Origin of the sequence: Bacillus sp. FSL K6-6038, assembly GCF_038050455.1 — a bacterium.
GTDB classification, from domain to species: Bacteria; Bacillota; Bacilli; order Bacillales; family Bacillaceae_G; genus Bacillus_A; species Bacillus_A pseudomycoides.
The window spans coordinates 2110664-2126401 of the sequence record NZ_JBBOUH010000001.1; the positions used below are offsets into that span (position 1 = coordinate 2110664).

The following is a 15738-nucleotide window of genomic DNA, read 5'->3' on the forward strand; positions in this document are numbered from 1 at the left end:
CAAACTTTATTTTAAAGCAACAGCCGATCTCGGATTAAAAGAGAACAATCGTATTGTAATTCAAGCGAAAATATATGGTGTGAAAAATCGAGTTGGTATTCGTGTTGTACAGGAGATTTATGCAGCAAAAGCCTATTACAAGGCTTATGAGGCGTGGGTTGTCACGAACAGCGTATATACAAAGCAGGCGAAAGGATTAGGTGAAGCATGTCATGTAAAACTAATAGATCGTATAGAGCTTCAAAAATTGATTAACAAAGTAAATCCAGAGTATTCGGCTGAAGATGTGTATCGTGGTGTAGATCCTGCAGAAAGGAAATGCCCGTCATGTAAAAATCATTTAGTGGTACGAAATTCAAATAAAACTGGAAACAAGTTCTTTGGATGTTCTCAATATCCTACATGTACACATAAAGAACCAATTAATAAGTGAGCTGTGATGAAAATCCAGCTCTTTTGTTATTTTCATGAATATATTTTTAAAAGCCCTATTCTTATTTGAAAATGACTTCTCAGATTTGTTTGTACTACGTTTTTGACGGATTGGTAATGCAATAGGTCTTAAATAATGGATGATTGGATTTTTGGGGGAATAATAGGTTTAAATTTGATATGCAGATTTTTAAGTGAAATAAAAAAGGGCAGCCGCTAATTGCGACCTAGCCCTTTCTCTACGATCTGTCGAATTGCTTCATTTCGATTTTTTAGCTTATTTTCACGCCAAAAACTCTCTATTCGTCTTTATTTAGAGTTGCAGTTTCGTTTTCTGATGAATCTATTTTTATTCCGTTAGATAGCTTTTGAGCTGAATCTTGCATTTGCTCTTGGGACTTACTAGGAGTATTCAGAGCATCTGACGGCATGTTGTTGACTTGAAGACTTACTAAATCTTTTTTATCCATGGTATATAGCTCCTTCTTTAATTTAAATTTAGATGTAATGTAATTATTAAGTAATTACTTGGATATTTTACATCTTTAGATCGATTTATATACAAGAGATATATTGAGAAATCACGTAACTATATTGTGGCTTGTGAGTTTTTGGAACATTATGTTTTTCATGTATGGAGAAAGCCTGTTACAATGAGAAAATGACATAGGGTATGAAATATAGAGCTATAGAATATATAAGGGAGAGGTTTCATGAAATCAACAGGAGTAACTCGAAAATTAGATCAATTAGGACGTATAGTTATACCAATGGAGTTAAGACGCACGCTGGCAATTGAAGAAAAGACACCATTAGAGATTTATGTAGAAGGTGAAAAGATTATCTTGAAAAAATATGAAGCGAATGGTGCTTGTGCAATAACAGGAGAAGTATCTGATAAAAATATTTCTTTAGCAGACGGAAAGATTACGCTAAGCCCAGCAGGTGCAGAACTTATAATAGAGGAATTACAGAAGAATCTTGTAAAATAATTGGCTCCTTTTAGGGGAGCTTTTTTAAGTTATATCTAAAAAAATTCACGTACCGTAGTTATTAATCAAAACAAATACATGCCAATAAAGCTCTACAACTAATCCTGTCCTTTTCTTATAAAAGGCGCATACAATACGCTGTTGGGTTCAATATATTGAAAAATACACCTATAAAATTCGAAAAAGGGGCACGGCAACATGCCCATCAAGCTAAAAAAGAAAAACACCCCCAAAACGAAAATTCTATTCATTATTGACTACTGATAATGATGGGTTATGTGAACTATAAGAAACCTCTGATTTAGATAATCAGAGGTTTCCCTTTTTTACATACCTGAAAATGGGGCATGTTTCCATATTAAAAGGGTAGGCAAAGTCTTTTTAATGTTTGTTATTAGCTTTTGTATGAATTTAATTTCAGATAATTGTTTATTGTATTCTTCTAATTGAATTAGATATTCATAATCATTTTGAAACATTGTATCTTTTAAAAGTTCGTTCAAATCCATGGCTAGGAAAAGGGTTAACATAGATAAGTATTGTGTTCCTCCTTTTGAAGCTCTTTTTCGTAAGAATGTAAGGATTTGCTCTTTGGTTTGAAGACATATGTAACGTTTTTGAAATGATAAACCTAATATTCGTCTTTCAATTACTTTTATTTGTTTTTTTCGCTGTATACAATCTAAAACAGAATTATATAGTTTGTGACTTGATCGTTGTTTTCCGCAAATGGTTAGTATCCACATTCTTATATTGTGATTGTCATCTAAATGTTGTGTTAAATCTAAGGTATGTTGTAAATAAGGGATATCAGATAACTTACTAGTCCTATGTACAATAAATTTATGATCTATATAAATATACTTTTGAAGGTAAAGTTCTAGCAATATGTTTATTGTAATGAATATTTCTATATTTGATTGTAAAGGAGGTTGTATAGTTTGGGTATCATCATCTACAGATAGTAAGAAAAAAAGCTCAGGGACTGTTAGATATTCCATTTTTTCTTATCACCTTTCTTTAGATAGAATTTGTATTTAAATATATTTTCATCTTTTTATTTCATAAATCCTTTTGGATTATTAATAGAACTTAGCTACCGAGAAGTGGGGTTATGTAAACTTCAGATGTATACGGGGTTCAGCCGAGATACGTGTAAAAACGGGCCATAAGCTTACTTTTTTCCATATCTACGATATACAAAAAAAATAAAGAAACACGAATTTTATAGGCTAAGATATTTTTTGGAAGTAAAAACCTTGATTATTCTGCTTAGTGTAAAAAAATCAAGGTTTTTTATTTGTAGAGTGACAATAAAGTTATTTAATTTTTGATGTAGATTACTTCACCGAACTTAAAAATATAACAATAAAGTTGTTTAAATCTAAGAGTTATTTCATAATCGCGCCCGATAGTGGAAAAGTGAAGAACGCGAAGGAGTTACATTAATAATCCTCAGTTATTTTACTAAAGCTCCCGTGAACCCAAAAAGAAAAACGTCCCTACATCGTGCAGGAACGCATAATAAACATTTACTTTTCTGCTGAGATTATTAAGAACATAGGTCTACGAAGTTCTTCTTTCATTTCGGGAATACTCTTTAACATTTCTTCGGAAGGAATTGGTCACTGGAAGTAGGAGAAAACCTCATCGTTTTCACACCAGAGAAACCGGGAACTTAAATGTACAGCTGCTGGATGGGGATGATCCGCGGTATAATCATTGTGAAAGAAGCATAGGAGGAAGTAAAAGCTCCATAAAGAAAATCGGCTGTATCCAATGAGGATAGCCGGTTTTAAAAATATTTAGAAAATCCAGTTGACAGTTCATCTACTGCGTGTTACGATATACTTGTAGTAGGTCACACTGAATAGGGAGGTTGCAAAAATATTTTTAAGAAAAATAGTTGACACCTTCTACTCGGTGATACAATATACATGTAATAAGTAATACTGAATAGCGTGATTTTCCAAAAGCTATTCAGTAAAAATTTACCTTAGTACTCTGTTATACTGAATATAAGTCAGACAAAATAGAGGAGGGAGAGGAGAATCTAAACATGGAAAATTTAACTGAAATGCTGAAGGGTTCGCTGGAAGGCTGCGTGTTGGAAATTATCAGCCGCCATGAAACCTATGGCTACGAGATTACCCGCCGCCTGAACGAGCTTGGGTTTACCGAAGTCGTGGAAGGGACGGTCTATACCATCCTCGTGCGATTAGAAAAGAAAAAACTTGTGAACATAGAAAAGAAACCGTCAGATATGGGGCCGCCCCGCAAGTTTTACTCACTTAATGAGGCTGGCCGCCAGGAACTTGAATTGTTTTGGGAAAAATGGGATTTTGTATCATCAAAAATCAACGTCTTGAAGTCAATCTAGCTTCATAAGATATTCCGTCCGATATTTTTGGAGTGTCTTGTTCAGCTTTATAAAAAAGGAGGAAAAATAACATGTTGGAAATGTTCAAAAAAATGATTGGTGATAAAAAAGAGTACAAAATGATGATGGCACGGGTTGAAGCCCTTCCAGAGGACTACCAGTTTGTATTTAAGAAAATTCAAAACTACATGTGGAATTTCTCAGCGGGCAACGGGATGGATATGCTGCACATACAGTATGAATTAATCGAGTTATTCGAAGCCGGTGCGGCGGAAGGCAGACAAGTGCTGGAAATCACTGGAGACGACGTGGCGTCCTTTGCCGACGAACTAGTGGCAAACGCTAAAACCTATGTTGCCAAGTATCGTGAAGATTTGAATCAGAGTATCATGAAACGATTGGGAAAAAAATAAATGCAATAGATAATACCGACTGAATAGCTGGTTACAAATGTGAATTGCCACCTTCGCTATTCAGTTATATTTTCAACCCGGTAGTAAGTTATACAGATTATCAGTCAGACTAAATAGAAGAGTATAGGCAATCTAGCTCCGCAAGGCGCTTTTTATAAGGAGGAAAAAAGTATGAGCAATGCAGCGATTTTTGTAAAAGGGTTAAAAAAATCCTTTAAAGACAAGGAAGTCTTAAAGGGGGTGGATTTTGAGGTGCGGCGTGGCGAAATTTTCGCACTGCTGGGATCAAATGGAGCGGGCAAGACGACGATAGTCAACATCCTCTCGACGCTGATGAAGGCCGATGGCGGCGAAGTAGGTATTTACGGCTTTGACGTCCAGCATCAACCGGATCATGTTCGCCAGAGCATCAGCCTGACAGGACAGTTCGCAGCTTTAGACGGCATGCTCACCGGGCGGGAAAACTTGATGATGATAGCCAAGTTGCGGGGAGTTTCCAATCCCGCTCAAGTCGCTGACAATCTGCTTGCAAGATTTAGCCTGACCGATGCGGCCAACCGCCGGGCGGACAAATATTCCGGCGGGATGAAGCGCCGGCTTGACATTGCCATGAGCCTGATCGGGACGCCAGCAGTCATTTTTCTCGACGAACCGACGACAGGGCTTGATCCCGAAGCGCGGATTGAAGTTTGGGATACCGTCAAGGAGCTTGCCGGCGGCGGCACGACCATCTTGCTGACGACCCAGTACCTGGAGGAAGCCGAACAACTGGCAGATCGTATCGCCATCCTGCATGGTGGAAAAATCATCACGACCGGTACCCTTACCGAACTCAAGGAGATGTTCCCGCCAGCGAAAGTGGAGTACATCGAGAAGCAGCCGACATTGGAGGAAATTTTCCTCGCGATCATCGGCAAAAAGGAGGAGATGTAAATGAAAAGCAAAACAGGGGTATTACTAGGGCGTTTAATGCGGAACATCATGCGCAGCCCGGATACGATTATCACGGTGGCGATTACGCCGATTATGATGATGCTGCTGTTTGTCTACGTATTTGGCGGCGCCATAGAGACAGGCACGGACAACTACGTCAATTATTTATTGCCGGGAATCTTGCTGATGGCTATCGCATCCGGTGTCGCTTACACTTCACTGCGGCTGTTTACGGATGTAAAGAGTGGGCTGATGGCGCGTTTCATTACCATGCCCATCAAGCGCTCGTCGGTATTGTGGGCTCACGTGTTGACCTCACTTGTTTCCAATGCGCTTACTATTGTGGTGGTTATCCTCGTCGCCCTCTTGATGGGCTTCCGTTCCAGCGCTGATATCCTGGATTGGCTCGCGGTAGCTGGGATACTCGGGCTGTTTACGCTGGCGCTGACATGGCTGGCGGTCATTCCCGGATTGACAGCGAAGTCTATGGAAGGGGCGACAGCCTACTCGTACCCGCTGATTTTCCTGCCGTTTATCAGTTCGGCCTTTGTTCCCACTGAAACCATGCCTAAAATTGTCCGTGCGTTCGCTGAGAACCAGCCCGTGACTTCAATAGTGAATACGATTCGTGCCCTCTTGTATGAAGGGTCTGTTGGCAACGGTATCTGGATCGCGCTTGCCTGGTGTGTCGGCATCATGGTCATTGCTTACTTCTTCGCCAGTAAAGTATTTAAACGTCAGTTAGGGTAAGTACACCATTATGGGATTAGTCATATCAATAGTCAGCCACTGCGATGAATACATTTGCTATCACACTGATCATTTATAAACAACTTCCGATTTCGAAAATTATATAAAAAGCTAGCATGGATCTAGCTTTTTCTTTTTTGTCCATGATGCTCTAACCTCTTTATTTGTTATGTTTTGAATGTATACTTTTGTTAGTGGTTTTGGAGGGGATGAGGAAATTGAAATAGAGTCAATAAAATCAAGGGAATGAATGTAAATAAATATCTAAAAGTTTACATTCATTTTGTATCAGTACATGAATGCGAAATGCTTAAAATAATAATGAGAATCCAACAAAACCTTCTCTTTTCGTTAGAATGAGAAGGTTTTTAAATTTCAATTTAATGGTTTGGGAAAATTTAATTCATGATGTTAAAACATGGGGGCAAGTATAGGTAGAACAATTTGGTTCTTGGTGATGGTAATCTACTAAATTATATAAAAGGTGGAAAGATTGAATGGGGAAAACAAAAAAAGAAGATTTAGGGTTATTTAAAATAACTGATAGAAATCGATTAAGTCCTGATAGTGCGGTAGGTCCAGTTCTTTTTAAATGTACACAACTTGAAGATGAGAATAAACTAACAGCGGGCATCATCGCGATGCCATTAAACGACCAAAGTGTCTCCAATATTAAATACATAAGCAACGAACCAGCTTTAGGAAAGGATGAAGTATACTATTGTGTAAAAGGAAATACAACTAAACTTAAAATGCTAAGAGTAACGAACGAGGTGACGGTATGAAATTGAAAAAGAAAGCTAAGGTGATGATTGTTATGACGATAGTTGCGAGTTTATTTAGTGGATGTAGTTTTTGGGAAACGAAAATAGAGTATGAACCATTTGTAAAGGCTTTGGATGAAGGGGATATGAAGACGGTTATGTCTGCGAGTGATGATGGGTATGCGCATGTGACACAAAGAGGTATATACAGTAGGTACGAAGAAAAAGAAGATGGGGAGCACAAGAAAACAATTTATCAAACTACGGAAGGTGTATATAATACGAAAGATAAAAGTTTATATGGAGAGACAACACAAGAAATCACCACTGACATAAAAAATGAGAAAAACATTGGTGATAATACAAATTATAAAGAGGAAGTTGTTTATAATACAAATATTAAGTATGAAAATGGACAGGTACAAAGGCCAGATTCTACTCTTGATGTTTCATACGTGAATTTAATTGTAGATCGTCTAAAAGGAATAGGGAAACTAAAGATGAAGCCAGGTGATGATATAAAAAAATTTGATCAGCCGAGTACAGTTGGGTATAGCTTAACTGAATCAGAATTTCAAACTATTATAAATGATAAGCTGAAAATACAATATGATGAATATGGTGGGGCGTCCATTGCGATTGATCTTGGCTCTGTAAATGGTTCCATGCAGATATTGGAAGTAAGCGTTGTTATGAATTATAAGAAGAATGAAGGAGGAAAGTTAGTACAATATATATTGCAGATGCACACATACTTTAATAGTAAAAAAGATAATAATCAAGAGGCGAAAAAAGAATATGTAGATTATAAAGCACAGTACCAAAAATAATAGATGATTAAGAAAGGGGGAGCCTAGTATGCCGAATACTGAGGTGCAGGACAAGAATAAAAATTTAAAGATAGCTTCTGATTGGGGAAAATTGGAGCTAGCTGGTGAGGATATCTATAAATTTAAGGCGGGTAAATATCCGTATAATGCTCTATCAAGTAAAGTGAATGAAAAAATATTACAAGAAAATTTTAATGCAGAGCTTATAGATCATGAAGTAGATGAAAATACAGGATTTGCATCATAAAAAAAGAACGCCTTGTCCCAGCCTCTTACGCTTGTCACCAGAGCAGATAACAAGTCTAGGAACTGGGTGCATGGCAAGGTGTTCTACTCTCGATATAAGAAAAAAGTAGCTGTACCTGTTTTGTTTTCCTCGGAAGATAGAATAGGTCGTCTTAGGGATACTACGGAACTTCTATATCGTTGTATCCTCTTTGTTGAACGTGAGGAACTGTTTTTGCCCTAGCAAAAACAGGAGAATCCCCTACCTCAAGCTCGTGTAGAGGTAGGTGGGGGTAGTTCAATGAAATAGTTGGGGAAATTGCTTTATTATTCCTTCAGTAAGTGCATCCGCCATTTCTAAAGCTTCCTTCTCAATTTTGTCATACAATTGAACACCTGCTTGATAATTTTTACTTAGAATGGCTACTGCTTCAGATTTAGTCAATGCTAGGTGTTCATAAAACATTTTCCTAAATTCTTCTTTGGGTATATACGGATTTATACTACTTAAAAATTCAACAATGTCGTCTGCATTAGCGTACCATTTTTTCTCTGCAATTGATGCGGCGTTTTGATTACCAACTTTTGCTGCTTTGACAAGATCGACAGCAATCACTAAGTGATCTTTTATCAAATTACTATATTTTTTTGCTGCATTGTCACCGTAGAAAGGTTTAAGAGAATTCCCCATATCTGGAGCGTTTTGAAGGAGACGTGTAATCGAAAAGTTAACATCAGGTAAATTAAAAATAATGCTAATGATAGCCATTCTTGTCCAAGCAACATGTTGTTCCCATAGTGAACGCATATAACTTTTTAAATCAACTTCATTTTTACTGACACGGTAATTCCGTATGGGTGAAAATGTAGCTGTTGAATTCCAATCTAAATAAGGGATATCGTGTGTGAAATAATAGGATTGCCAATAAGGGTACATAATGAATACACTCCTTTTTTGAACACATATATATCACGGTATGAGAACATCTATTACTATGTGCTCATGTCCAAAGTATTTTTTTCATACGTTTAGGGGAATTGTTAAGTTTTATATTCAAATTTTGAATATAAAATGAGGTTTGATTCAGATGAAAATCATCAATTGAGAGTCAGCACTTTTTTTGTTTTAACCAATATTTTCTTAAAAAAGACTTCTAAAAGAACATAGGTTCGTATATAATAAGAACGAACGTTCTATCATTAAGGACGATTATCTTGTATGATTATTCTCTTTTACCTAATCGAATTATTTTGTGTGTAAATCTTCGTAGCTTTTATGCAAGTGTATCATGTATCAAAATGGGTCTGGCCCCTTTGCGTACGAAGCTAGCGGTAGTAGGGGACGTAAATCGTAATGGTTCAATTGTTCTGGCAGCGACGCCACTACTTAAGAAATTTCTCTTTTTGATAATGTAATACAGCGCGAAAAAGAAATGAAACTAACAAAAGTGATGGATGAAATACGCACTCGTTTCGGTAAAAATAGTATTTTGCGTGGCGTATCTTATACAAGTATCGCGACAGCAAGATATAGAAACACTTTATTAGGGGGACATAAATCATGAATAACGCAAACATGTCAAAAGAAAGAGGGATGGTAAAGTGGACACCATTTGCATCTATGCCGGAACAATTTGCTGGTATACGAAAGATTATTGAAGAAAAAACGAAAGTACCACGACCAATACTGACTCAAGATACGAAAGAAATGAACGAGAATAAGTTATTATTCTCGTTGTTATCCGAAGAGGAAATATTAATTACATATTATGAAGACGGTTATGTCCTTACTAGTTATATGACGGTTATTGATATCGATCCTAAAAGAAAGAATGTAATATGTACGGATGCATTTTATCACGAGAGCACTTTTAATTTTATCGATATAATTGCTGTTGAATAGAATGGAATAACAGGATAAATTTCATTATGTAGTCCAATTGGTGAGAGCTAATAATCAGTGGGGATCCCACTGATTAAAGTTTCACTTTATCAATGAACATCCAAATTTACCGATACATCGTCCACGTTCCAATGTCCTTAAAACCTAAGCGCTTATAAATCCGCCCCGCAGCTGGGTTATTATAAAATAAGCAAAGCGTTCTTCCTTCTTGAGTAAAATCCCAAATCATTTTTTGTAATATGAGTGAAGCGTATCCTCTGCCGCGATGGCTTAGATGAGTACATACTCCAACAACCATTGTAGATAAGGAATTTTCAGCTGATGTGGAAGCGGAAGCGATGATTTCTCCTTTCTCTTCAATGTAGTAAGTGCGTCCTGTATTTGTTTCGAGTGATTGCCGCAAAATCTTTTCTGATTGTCCTGTTTGAGGGAATTCTTCAATGTTGCTTTGGAGCTTCATAATTCGCTCAACATCATCTATGGTTGCTAGTTTGATTGCAGTATGAAGCATTGTTTTAGGTAGTGCAGTATCATCTTTACATTCACAAAAGTACATTTTATTTTTTGTGCCAAGTTGTATGTCTTGTATGTCTTCAAATTTTTCTACAATGTCTGATTTACCGGAGATTTTTAATGGCTGATAAGTAGCAAGAATTGCCTCATAGTCAGCAGCAGAAAAATCATCTTTTCCATATGATATAAATGAATCATGAAAGCGTAGTAATACGGATTGTAATGCTCCGTTTTCTGTGGAAATGCCCCATAATTCTTGAAAGTCTGCATCGTATCCAAATGCTTCAATATCGCCAATGATAAATAGGTTAAGCGCTGCTTCTTCTTTTAGAAATGTAAGCACTTGTTCATGATCACTCTTTGTTAGTTTCCGTATCATTATAATCCCCTCTTTAGTTTGTTTTTTCTAAATATTATTACTTATCATTTTTGAAATCAATATAAAATTTTATGTTTAGTTCATAAGGTTTCGGAAAAACTAGGAAAGATATGACAAAGGAGGTTATGAACGGTGGATCATCCAATTCAAGGATTAATGAAAGCAGCAATGGAAAATTTAAAGGAAATGGTCGATGTTAATACGATTGTTGGAGAGCCTGTTCAGACGGCTGACGGCGGTGTAGTGTTAACTGTTTCCAAAGTAGCGTTTGGATTTGGAGCAGGTGGATCGGATTTTCAAACAAATGATGGTCAAAGAGCACAAGGTAATCCGGCATTTGGCGGAGGGAGCGCAGGTGGTGTTTCCATTACTCCAGTAGCTTTTCTTGTAGTGAATAAAGATGGAGTAAATATTCTTCACTTACAAAATGCCACACACCTAGCTGAAAAAATGATTGAGTTAGCGCCACAAACAATTGATAAGATTCAATCCATTTTTCAAAAAAACGAAAAGCATACTGAAAATCATCATCCGCAAAATCCAGACGAAATCGCGTAAAAAAGCCTGTTTTTCAACAGGCTTTTTTTCTTGTAATCAGTATGTAATAAAACTCATGAAATTGTAAATAGTTTTTGAAGTTTTTTCTATGTTTCTAAAATTTTTCATGTTAAAATATGCTATAGAATTGAAACATATAAAACGAAGGTGGCTAGGTGCTTTGTCTGGAGGATCTGACCAAGTAAAGAATATGATATATATTAATGGTAATCGTCGGGGTCATTGTTTTATTACATCTGGAATTACATTTGAAGAGTTTGCAAGTAATATCCCATCACCGCTTCATCAAGTGTTGCTTTTGAAACATAATTTTGAGTGGACTGATTTTCACTATCATACTTTATTTGAATATGTTGAAGAAGAAAACATACATAAATTAATTAAAGCAGAGATTGATGAATTTGATGAGTTCTGTTGGGTGGATTTTGATGACGCAAGCGATTTAGATGAATTGGAGCCAAAGGAAATTGCAGAATTGTTATATTTGGCTCACAAAAAAGAACCACTTGGGAGAGCGTTTTTCCCACTTTTGAAAAATAGATTTGTCTATTTTTCACATGATGACGGTTGGTACAACAAAGTGTATTACCGTAGAATCGCTGATTTTGTAGGAATGCTTAGCAAAGTAATTCCGTACAAACTCGGTTCATTTGGAAAAAAACGATTCTCTTTCTTTCAAAAATCAAAAATATTTCCAGCAATTTCAAAAGAAGTTATTCTTGGGCTTGTTCCATTAATGGAAGACGGGCTGTATATTGATTTAGCGGGGAAAATTGAGTCAAGAAGAGGTTTAGAGATTCCTGTATATGTAGTTGGTTCGTATGAAAGTACGGATGAAGTACTAGATAACATAGAGGAATTAAAAGAAGGTGCAACCGAAACTGGCTGGCTTATTTTTGATAAGAAAGAACAAGAGTGGCAATGGGTTGTGGACTAAGAGAACTTGACGAATTAGGTCAAGTTTTCTTGTTTTTTGAAAGGAGAAAAAATGAAGAAATATTATACAGCAGTAGGTATTGTCAGCATTATCCTTGTTGCAGTACTACTTTTAACTTGTCCGAAAGAATCTGATTTCAGGTCTTACTTAGAGGATAAGTATGCAATGATTTGTAATCAAGATAGCTTTGAATGTACACAAAATGTAGGTAAGAAAGAACAAAAAATGAAGTTTGTAAGTACGAATACACGAAATGGTGTATTTTTTATAACAGTGAAACAAACTTTTGAAATGGAAAATGGTAAACAGAAAGAATATAGCGGAATAGGCGTATTTGGTACATTTCTTTTTGTTACGGAAAAGACTTTCTAATTATAGAAGGTCTTTTTTTTATGCATATGTTCATATAGATGAAGTAAGACAAGCATAGGAGGGATGAGAATGAAAAAAATATGTGTAGTTTGTGGTGGAGAAGAATTTTTTTCATCTACATTATATGCACGTACGAAACAAGACTGGGCATATGCCCCTAACATGTATCGTTTTGAAAAGGTATTTATTGAACAGCGGGATGAAGAGAATTATCCAGTGTTTCAAGAAATTACAGCAAAACATTGTTGTGGATGCGGGTATATTATGCTGTATCATGAGTGAACACACCAAGTAATACTTGGTGTGTTTTTATAATGCTGATAAAGCAAGTGGATACAATAACGTAAATAAAACAGAAAAGCTACCAAATCCAATGGCTGTATATCCGAGTGTTTTTGCTCCAAAATTAACAGCCAATAAGCCAATTAAAATGGAAAGGGAACCAAGGGTAACTGGATAAAAGGCAATTGAGAATAAAGAAAGAAATAGTGCTACATAACCGATAAGTGTACCAGCGTTTGTACCTTCTATTTCATGTGCAATTTCTTTACGTCTATGTCTAATTGGAAGATGCCCTGGCGAGATTTCAGCTGCATATTCTTCGTTTTTTTCACCACTCTTAAAATGATGTGTTCGCTTTTTCGGCATGTACATCTCTCTCTTTCAATTGGGTGTATCTTTATTATTTTTCATAAAGAAGAGAATATGAGTATGAGTTATATCCAAGTTAAGCAAAATTTGGAGAATGTATGAGTCTGTTGCTATCTTATCCATCTCTCCATGAGAATAAACAGGAATATAGGAAAATGATGTAGAATGGAATGAATGAAAACAAGTGAAAGTAGGGGGAAACATGACAAAGTTTAATTGGCATAAATCAGCAGAAAAAAAGTGGGACAACAATGCGGAATCTTGGAATCAAAATAGTCAAGAAATGTGGGATCATGGGAGTCGGAGTACAATCATTCCGTTTTTTGAAAAGTATGTAGAAAATGGTGTGGCAGTTTTAGATGTCGGATGTGGTGATGGATATGGTACATATAAATTAAGTCTCGCAGGATATAAGGCGTGTGGTATAGATTTATCCGAACAAATGATTCAAAAGGGAAAGGAACGCGGAGAAGGGCCTAATTTGTCATTTGTAAAGGGCGATCTTTCTTCATTGCCCTTTGAAAATGAGCAATTTCCAGCCATATTAGCAGTGAACTCGTTAGAATGGACAGAGCAGCCGCTACAGGCGTTACATGAGATAAAGCGTGTTTTGAGGTCTGATGGATATGCGTGTATTGCTATTTTAGGACCAACAGCAAAACCACGTGAAAATAGTTATCCTCGTTTATATGGAAAAGATGTCGTATGTAATACGATGATGCCTTGGGAATTTGAAAAGCTTGCAGAGGAGCAAGGGTTTCAAGTAGTGGATGGTATAGGCGTATATAAACGAGGGGTAAATGAAAAAATGCTTGGACAATTATCGGTAGAATTGCAACAAGCATTAACATTTTTGTGGGTATTTATGTTGAAAAAATAATGCCTGAAGAAATGCGCAAAATTTAGGAGGGAAATAAGTGCAGAAAATACAAAAAACTGATACAATATCAACAGAACCAATTAAAGGGGGACTAGGGTATATGACAACTACTACAACAGTTAAATCCGATATTGAAATTGCACAAGAAGCAAGTATGAAGAAAATTCAAGAGATTGCAGCGGAGTTAAACATTTTAGAAGAAGAACTAGAGCCTTATGGTCATTATAAAGGGAAGTTATCTCTTGATATTTTTAAGCGCTTACAAACCGAAAAGGACGGAAAAGTTGTTTTAGTAACAGCGATTAACCCGACTCCAGCAGGAGAAGGTAAATCAACAGTAACAGTTGGTTTAGGTCAAGCTTTTAATAAAATTGGTAAAAAAGCAGTAATTGCACTTCGTGAGCCATCACTTGGACCAACAATGGGACTAAAGGGCGGTGCAGCAGGTGGAGGTTATTCACAAGTTGTACCAATGGAAGATATCAATCTTCACTTTACTGGTGATATTCATGCCATTACAACTGCAAATAACGCATTAGCAGCGTTTATCGATAACCATATTCAACAAGGAAATACACTTAAAATTGATACGCGAAAAATCGTATGGAAGCGTTGTGTCGATTTAAATGACCGTGCACTGCGTAATGTGGTAATTGGTCTTGGTGGGCCAGTTCAAGGTGTACCGCGTGAAGACGGTTTTGATATTACAGTAGCATCTGAAATTATGGCTGTATTCTGCCTTGCGACAGATATTCAAGATTTAAAAGCACGTTTATCTCGCATTGTCGTTGCTTATAATATGGACAACGAGCCTGTAACAGTTAAAGATTTAGGCGTAGAAGGAGCGTTAACACTTTTATTAAAAGATGCGTTAAAACCAAACTTAGTACAAACATTAGAAAATACACCAGCAATCATTCATGGTGGACCATTCGCTAATATCGCTCACGGTTGTAACAGTGTTATCGCTACAACAATGGCAGCAAAATTAGGTGATTATGTAATCACGGAAGCTGGTTTCGGTGCGGACTTAGGTGCTGAAAAATTCTTAGATATTAAAGCGCGTGCAGCTGGTATTAAACCAGAAGCAGTCGTTATCGTTGCGACAATTCGTGCGCTTAAAATGCACGGCGGTGTGGCGAGAGATCAGCTGAAAGAAGAAAATGTAGATGCGCTAGCAAAAGGAATGGAAAACTTACAAAAACATGTTGAAACAATTCAAGCGTTCGGTGTTCCATTCGTAATCGCAATTAATAAATTCATTACAGATACAGATGCAGAAGTTGCATACTTACAAGAATGGTGCAACGAGCGTGGCTACGAAGTATCCTTAACAGAAGTTTGGGAAAAAGGTGGCCAAGGTGGTGTAGACCTTGCTGAGAAAGTATTAAAAGTAATTGAAAAAGGTGACAACAAATACGCACCACTTTATGATTTAGAATTACCATTAGAAGAAAAAATTCGTACAATTGCTCAAAAAGTATACGGCGCAAAAGATATTGAATTTGCTCCGAAAGCACGTAAGCAATTGGCTCAATTTACAGGGGAAGGTTGGAGTAACCTACCAGTATGTATGGCGAAAACACAATACTCTCTTTCTGACGATGCAACAAAATTAGGTCGACCATCTGACTTTATTGTTACAATTCGTGAACTGAAACCGTCTATCGGTGCAGGATTTATTGTAGCGTTAACTGGAACAATGTTAACAATGCCAGGTCTTCCAAAACAACCAGCTGCTCTTCAAATGGACGTAAATGAAGATGGAAAAGCAGTAGGTTTATTCTAAAAGGTTGTAATTCATCTCGTTTATCTGTAAACTATAT

At 36.7% G+C, this 15738-nt stretch carries 20 protein-coding genes and 5 pseudogenes; 19 read left to right on the forward strand and 6 right to left on the reverse strand.

Annotation, left to right across the window (positions count from 1 at the left end; translation table 11 throughout):
* Positions 1-22: 22 nt before the first annotated feature.
* A pseudogene (locus tag NSQ40_RS10840) lies at positions 23-433 on the forward strand (restriction endonuclease); the annotation flags it as partial.
* A gap of 298 nt (positions 434-731) precedes the next feature.
* Here the strand turns inward: NSQ40_RS10840 and NSQ40_RS10845 are convergent.
* On the reverse strand, positions 732-902 hold the full coding sequence (locus tag NSQ40_RS10845) for a hypothetical protein (protein ID WP_003197259.1): 171 nt from the start codon (positions 900-902) through the stop codon (positions 732-734).
* Positions 903-1145: 243 nt separating this feature from the next.
* Between NSQ40_RS10845 and NSQ40_RS10850 the strand changes: the two genes are divergently transcribed.
* A complete protein-coding gene (locus tag NSQ40_RS10850; protein WP_003197260.1) occupies positions 1146-1424 on the forward strand; it encodes an AbrB/MazE/SpoVT family DNA-binding domain-containing protein in 279 nt (92 codons plus the stop codon).
* Between the two features lie 326 nt (positions 1425-1750).
* Here the strand turns inward: NSQ40_RS10850 and NSQ40_RS10855 are convergent, their stop codons facing one another.
* Together NSQ40_RS10855 and NSQ40_RS10860 are read right to left on the reverse strand one after the other, a co-directional pair.
* A complete protein-coding gene (locus tag NSQ40_RS10855; protein WP_098102272.1) occupies positions 1751-2425 on the reverse strand; it encodes a hypothetical protein in 675 nt (224 codons plus the stop codon).
* A 531-nt stretch (positions 2426-2956) separates the two neighbouring features.
* Positions 2957-3049 (reverse strand): annotated as a pseudogene (locus NSQ40_RS10860) (class I SAM-dependent methyltransferase); the annotation flags it as partial.
* A gap of 434 nt (positions 3050-3483) precedes the next feature.
* Between NSQ40_RS10860 and NSQ40_RS10865 the strand changes: the two are divergent.
* The 7 genes and pseudogenes from NSQ40_RS10865 to NSQ40_RS10895 form a co-directional block, all read left to right on the forward strand.
* Positions 3484-3804 carry a PadR family transcriptional regulator gene (locus NSQ40_RS10865; protein ID WP_033796096.1) on the forward strand — a complete coding sequence of 107 codons (321 nt, stop codon included), beginning with the start codon at positions 3484-3486 and terminating at the stop codon, positions 3802-3804.
* A gap of 71 nt (positions 3805-3875) precedes the next feature.
* Positions 3876-4217: a DUF1048 domain-containing protein gene (locus NSQ40_RS10870; RefSeq protein ID WP_003207016.1), complete on the forward strand. Its 342-nt coding sequence runs from the start codon at positions 3876-3878 to the stop codon at positions 4215-4217.
* Positions 4218-4388: 171 nt separating this feature from the next.
* The gene (locus tag NSQ40_RS10875; protein WP_003207019.1) at positions 4389-5150 is read left to right on the forward strand and encodes an ABC transporter ATP-binding protein; all 762 of its coding nucleotides are present in this window, start codon (positions 4389-4391) and stop codon (positions 5148-5150) included.
* The gene (locus NSQ40_RS10880; RefSeq protein WP_003204823.1) at positions 5151-5900 is read left to right on the forward strand and encodes an ABC transporter permease; all 750 of its coding nucleotides are present in this window, start codon (positions 5151-5153) and stop codon (positions 5898-5900) included. It begins immediately after the preceding gene.
* A 497-nt stretch (positions 5901-6397) separates the two neighbouring features.
* Positions 6398-6685, forward strand: coding sequence for a hypothetical protein (locus tag NSQ40_RS10885; protein ID WP_098101495.1), 288 nt, complete (start codon positions 6398-6400; stop codon positions 6683-6685).
* Positions 6682-7494: a DUF3952 domain-containing protein gene (locus NSQ40_RS10890; protein WP_097787350.1), complete on the forward strand. Its 813-nt coding sequence runs from the start codon at positions 6682-6684 to the stop codon at positions 7492-7494. Before NSQ40_RS10885 ends, NSQ40_RS10890 begins: the two co-directional genes overlap by 4 nt.
* A 28-nt stretch (positions 7495-7522) precedes the next feature.
* A pseudogene (locus NSQ40_RS10895) lies at positions 7523-7738 on the forward strand (lipase); the annotation flags it as partial.
* Positions 7739-8017: 279 nt separating this feature from the next.
* Here NSQ40_RS10895 and NSQ40_RS10900 read toward each other — a convergent pair.
* Positions 8018-8656: an acetylglutamate kinase gene (locus NSQ40_RS10900; RefSeq protein ID WP_098101496.1), complete on the reverse strand. Its 639-nt coding sequence runs from the start codon at positions 8654-8656 to the stop codon at positions 8018-8020.
* A gap of 278 nt (positions 8657-8934) precedes the next feature.
* On the opposite strand from NSQ40_RS10900, the pseudogene NSQ40_RS10905 reads away from it, so the two are divergent.
* The 3 genes and pseudogenes from NSQ40_RS10905 to NSQ40_RS10915 all read left to right on the forward strand — a co-directional run.
* Positions 8935-9111: pseudogene (locus NSQ40_RS10905) on the forward strand (DNA repair protein); the annotation flags it as partial.
* Positions 9111-9284: pseudogene (locus NSQ40_RS10910) on the forward strand (DNA repair protein); the annotation flags it as partial. The pseudogenes NSQ40_RS10905 and NSQ40_RS10910, both read left to right, overlap by 1 nt.
* Positions 9281-9622, forward strand: coding sequence for a YolD-like family protein (locus tag NSQ40_RS10915; protein ID WP_018783025.1), 342 nt, complete (start codon positions 9281-9283; stop codon positions 9620-9622). The pseudogene NSQ40_RS10910 and the gene NSQ40_RS10915, both read left to right, overlap by 4 nt.
* A 106-nt stretch (positions 9623-9728) precedes the next feature.
* Here NSQ40_RS10915 and NSQ40_RS10920 read toward each other — a convergent pair whose 3' ends face one another.
* On the reverse strand, positions 9729-10514 hold the full coding sequence (locus tag NSQ40_RS10920) for a GNAT family N-acetyltransferase (protein WP_097787353.1): 786 nt from the start codon (positions 10512-10514) through the stop codon (positions 9729-9731).
* A gap of 132 nt (positions 10515-10646) precedes the next feature.
* On the opposite strand from NSQ40_RS10920, the gene ytfJ reads away from it, so the two are divergent.
* The 4 genes from ytfJ to NSQ40_RS10940 all read left to right on the forward strand — a co-directional run bounded on the left by ytfJ (position 10647) and on the right by NSQ40_RS10940 (position 12663).
* Positions 10647-11072, forward strand: a complete 426-nt coding sequence (gene ytfJ, locus NSQ40_RS10925; protein ID WP_000349994.1) for a GerW family sporulation protein — start codon at positions 10647-10649, stop codon at positions 11070-11072.
* Between the two features lie 160 nt (positions 11073-11232).
* Entirely contained in the window at positions 11233-12009 is a 777-nt protein-coding gene (locus tag NSQ40_RS10930) for a hypothetical protein (RefSeq protein ID WP_016114639.1), read from the forward strand.
* Between the two features lie 51 nt (positions 12010-12060).
* Positions 12061-12381 (forward strand): hypothetical protein, encoded by a 321-nt coding sequence (locus tag NSQ40_RS10935; protein ID WP_018767261.1) that lies wholly within the window; start codon positions 12061-12063, stop codon positions 12379-12381.
* 69 nt (positions 12382-12450) lie between these two features.
* On the forward strand, positions 12451-12663 hold the full coding sequence (locus NSQ40_RS10940) for a hypothetical protein (protein ID WP_018767262.1): 213 nt from the start codon (positions 12451-12453) through the stop codon (positions 12661-12663).
* 27 nt (positions 12664-12690) lie between these two features.
* On the opposite strand, the gene NSQ40_RS10945 is transcribed toward NSQ40_RS10940, so the two are convergent.
* Positions 12691-13029, reverse strand: a complete 339-nt coding sequence (locus NSQ40_RS10945; protein ID WP_006094661.1) for a hypothetical protein — start codon at positions 13027-13029, stop codon at positions 12691-12693.
* Here NSQ40_RS10945 and NSQ40_RS29450 point away from each other — a divergent pair.
* From NSQ40_RS29450 to NSQ40_RS10955, 3 genes are all read left to right on the forward strand, one after another.
* Positions 13028-13090 (forward strand): sortase B protein-sorting domain-containing protein, encoded by a 63-nt coding sequence (locus tag NSQ40_RS29450; RefSeq protein ID WP_367899897.1) that lies wholly within the window; start codon positions 13028-13030, stop codon positions 13088-13090. The genes NSQ40_RS10945 and NSQ40_RS29450 overlap by 2 nt on opposite strands.
* A 144-nt stretch (positions 13091-13234) precedes the next feature.
* Complete coding sequence (locus NSQ40_RS10950) at positions 13235-13912, forward strand: class I SAM-dependent methyltransferase (RefSeq protein WP_097787354.1); 678 nt, start codon at positions 13235-13237, stop codon at positions 13910-13912.
* A gap of 100 nt (positions 13913-14012) precedes the next feature.
* Complete coding sequence (locus NSQ40_RS10955; protein WP_029427715.1) at positions 14013-15701, forward strand: formate--tetrahydrofolate ligase; 1689 nt, start codon at positions 14013-14015, stop codon at positions 15699-15701.
* The last annotated feature ends 37 nt before the right edge of the window (positions 15702-15738 follow it).

What these genes read in the sequence shown, in the direction of transcription:
- NSQ40_RS10885 (WP_098101495.1), top strand. Translation starts at nt 6,398, where the DNA reads ATGGGGAAAACAAAAAAAGAAGATTTAGGGTTATTTAAAATAACTGAT.
- NSQ40_RS10890 (WP_097787350.1), top strand. Translation starts at nt 6,682, where the DNA reads ATGAAATTGAAAAAGAAAGCTAAGGTGATGATTGTTATGACGATAGTT.
- NSQ40_RS10935 (WP_018767261.1), top strand. Translation starts at nt 12,061, where the DNA reads ATGAAGAAATATTATACAGCAGTAGGTATTGTCAGCATTATCCTTGTT.
- NSQ40_RS10950 (WP_097787354.1), top strand. Translation starts at nt 13,235, where the DNA reads ATGACAAAGTTTAATTGGCATAAATCAGCAGAAAAAAAGTGGGACAAC.
- NSQ40_RS10900 (WP_098101496.1), bottom strand. Translation starts at nt 8,656, where the DNA reads ATGTACCCTTATTGGCAATCCTATTATTTCACACACGATATCCCTTAT.
- NSQ40_RS10845 (WP_003197259.1), bottom strand. Translation starts at nt 902, where the DNA reads ATGGATAAAAAAGATTTAGTAAGTCTTCAAGTCAACAACATGCCGTCA.
- NSQ40_RS10850 (WP_003197260.1), top strand. Translation starts at nt 1,146, where the DNA reads ATGAAATCAACAGGAGTAACTCGAAAATTAGATCAATTAGGACGTATA.
- NSQ40_RS10945 (WP_006094661.1), bottom strand. Translation starts at nt 13,029, where the DNA reads ATGCCGAAAAAGCGAACACATCATTTTAAGAGTGGTGAAAAAAACGAA.
- NSQ40_RS10955 (WP_029427715.1), top strand. Translation starts at nt 14,013, where the DNA reads ATGACAACTACTACAACAGTTAAATCCGATATTGAAATTGCACAAGAA.
- NSQ40_RS10865 (WP_033796096.1), top strand. Translation starts at nt 3,484, where the DNA reads ATGGAAAATTTAACTGAAATGCTGAAGGGTTCGCTGGAAGGCTGCGTG.
- NSQ40_RS10870 (WP_003207016.1), top strand. Translation starts at nt 3,876, where the DNA reads ATGTTGGAAATGTTCAAAAAAATGATTGGTGATAAAAAAGAGTACAAA.
- NSQ40_RS10940 (WP_018767262.1), top strand. Translation starts at nt 12,451, where the DNA reads ATGAAAAAAATATGTGTAGTTTGTGGTGGAGAAGAATTTTTTTCATCT.
- NSQ40_RS10920 (WP_097787353.1), bottom strand. Translation starts at nt 10,514, where the DNA reads ATGATACGGAAACTAACAAAGAGTGATCATGAACAAGTGCTTACATTT.
- NSQ40_RS10875 (WP_003207019.1), top strand. Translation starts at nt 4,389, where the DNA reads ATGAGCAATGCAGCGATTTTTGTAAAAGGGTTAAAAAAATCCTTTAAA.
- NSQ40_RS10880 (WP_003204823.1), top strand. Translation starts at nt 5,151, where the DNA reads ATGAAAAGCAAAACAGGGGTATTACTAGGGCGTTTAATGCGGAACATC.
- NSQ40_RS10915 (WP_018783025.1), top strand. Translation starts at nt 9,281, where the DNA reads ATGAATAACGCAAACATGTCAAAAGAAAGAGGGATGGTAAAGTGGACA.
- NSQ40_RS10855 (WP_098102272.1), bottom strand. Translation starts at nt 2,425, where the DNA reads ATGGAATATCTAACAGTCCCTGAGCTTTTTTTCTTACTATCTGTAGAT.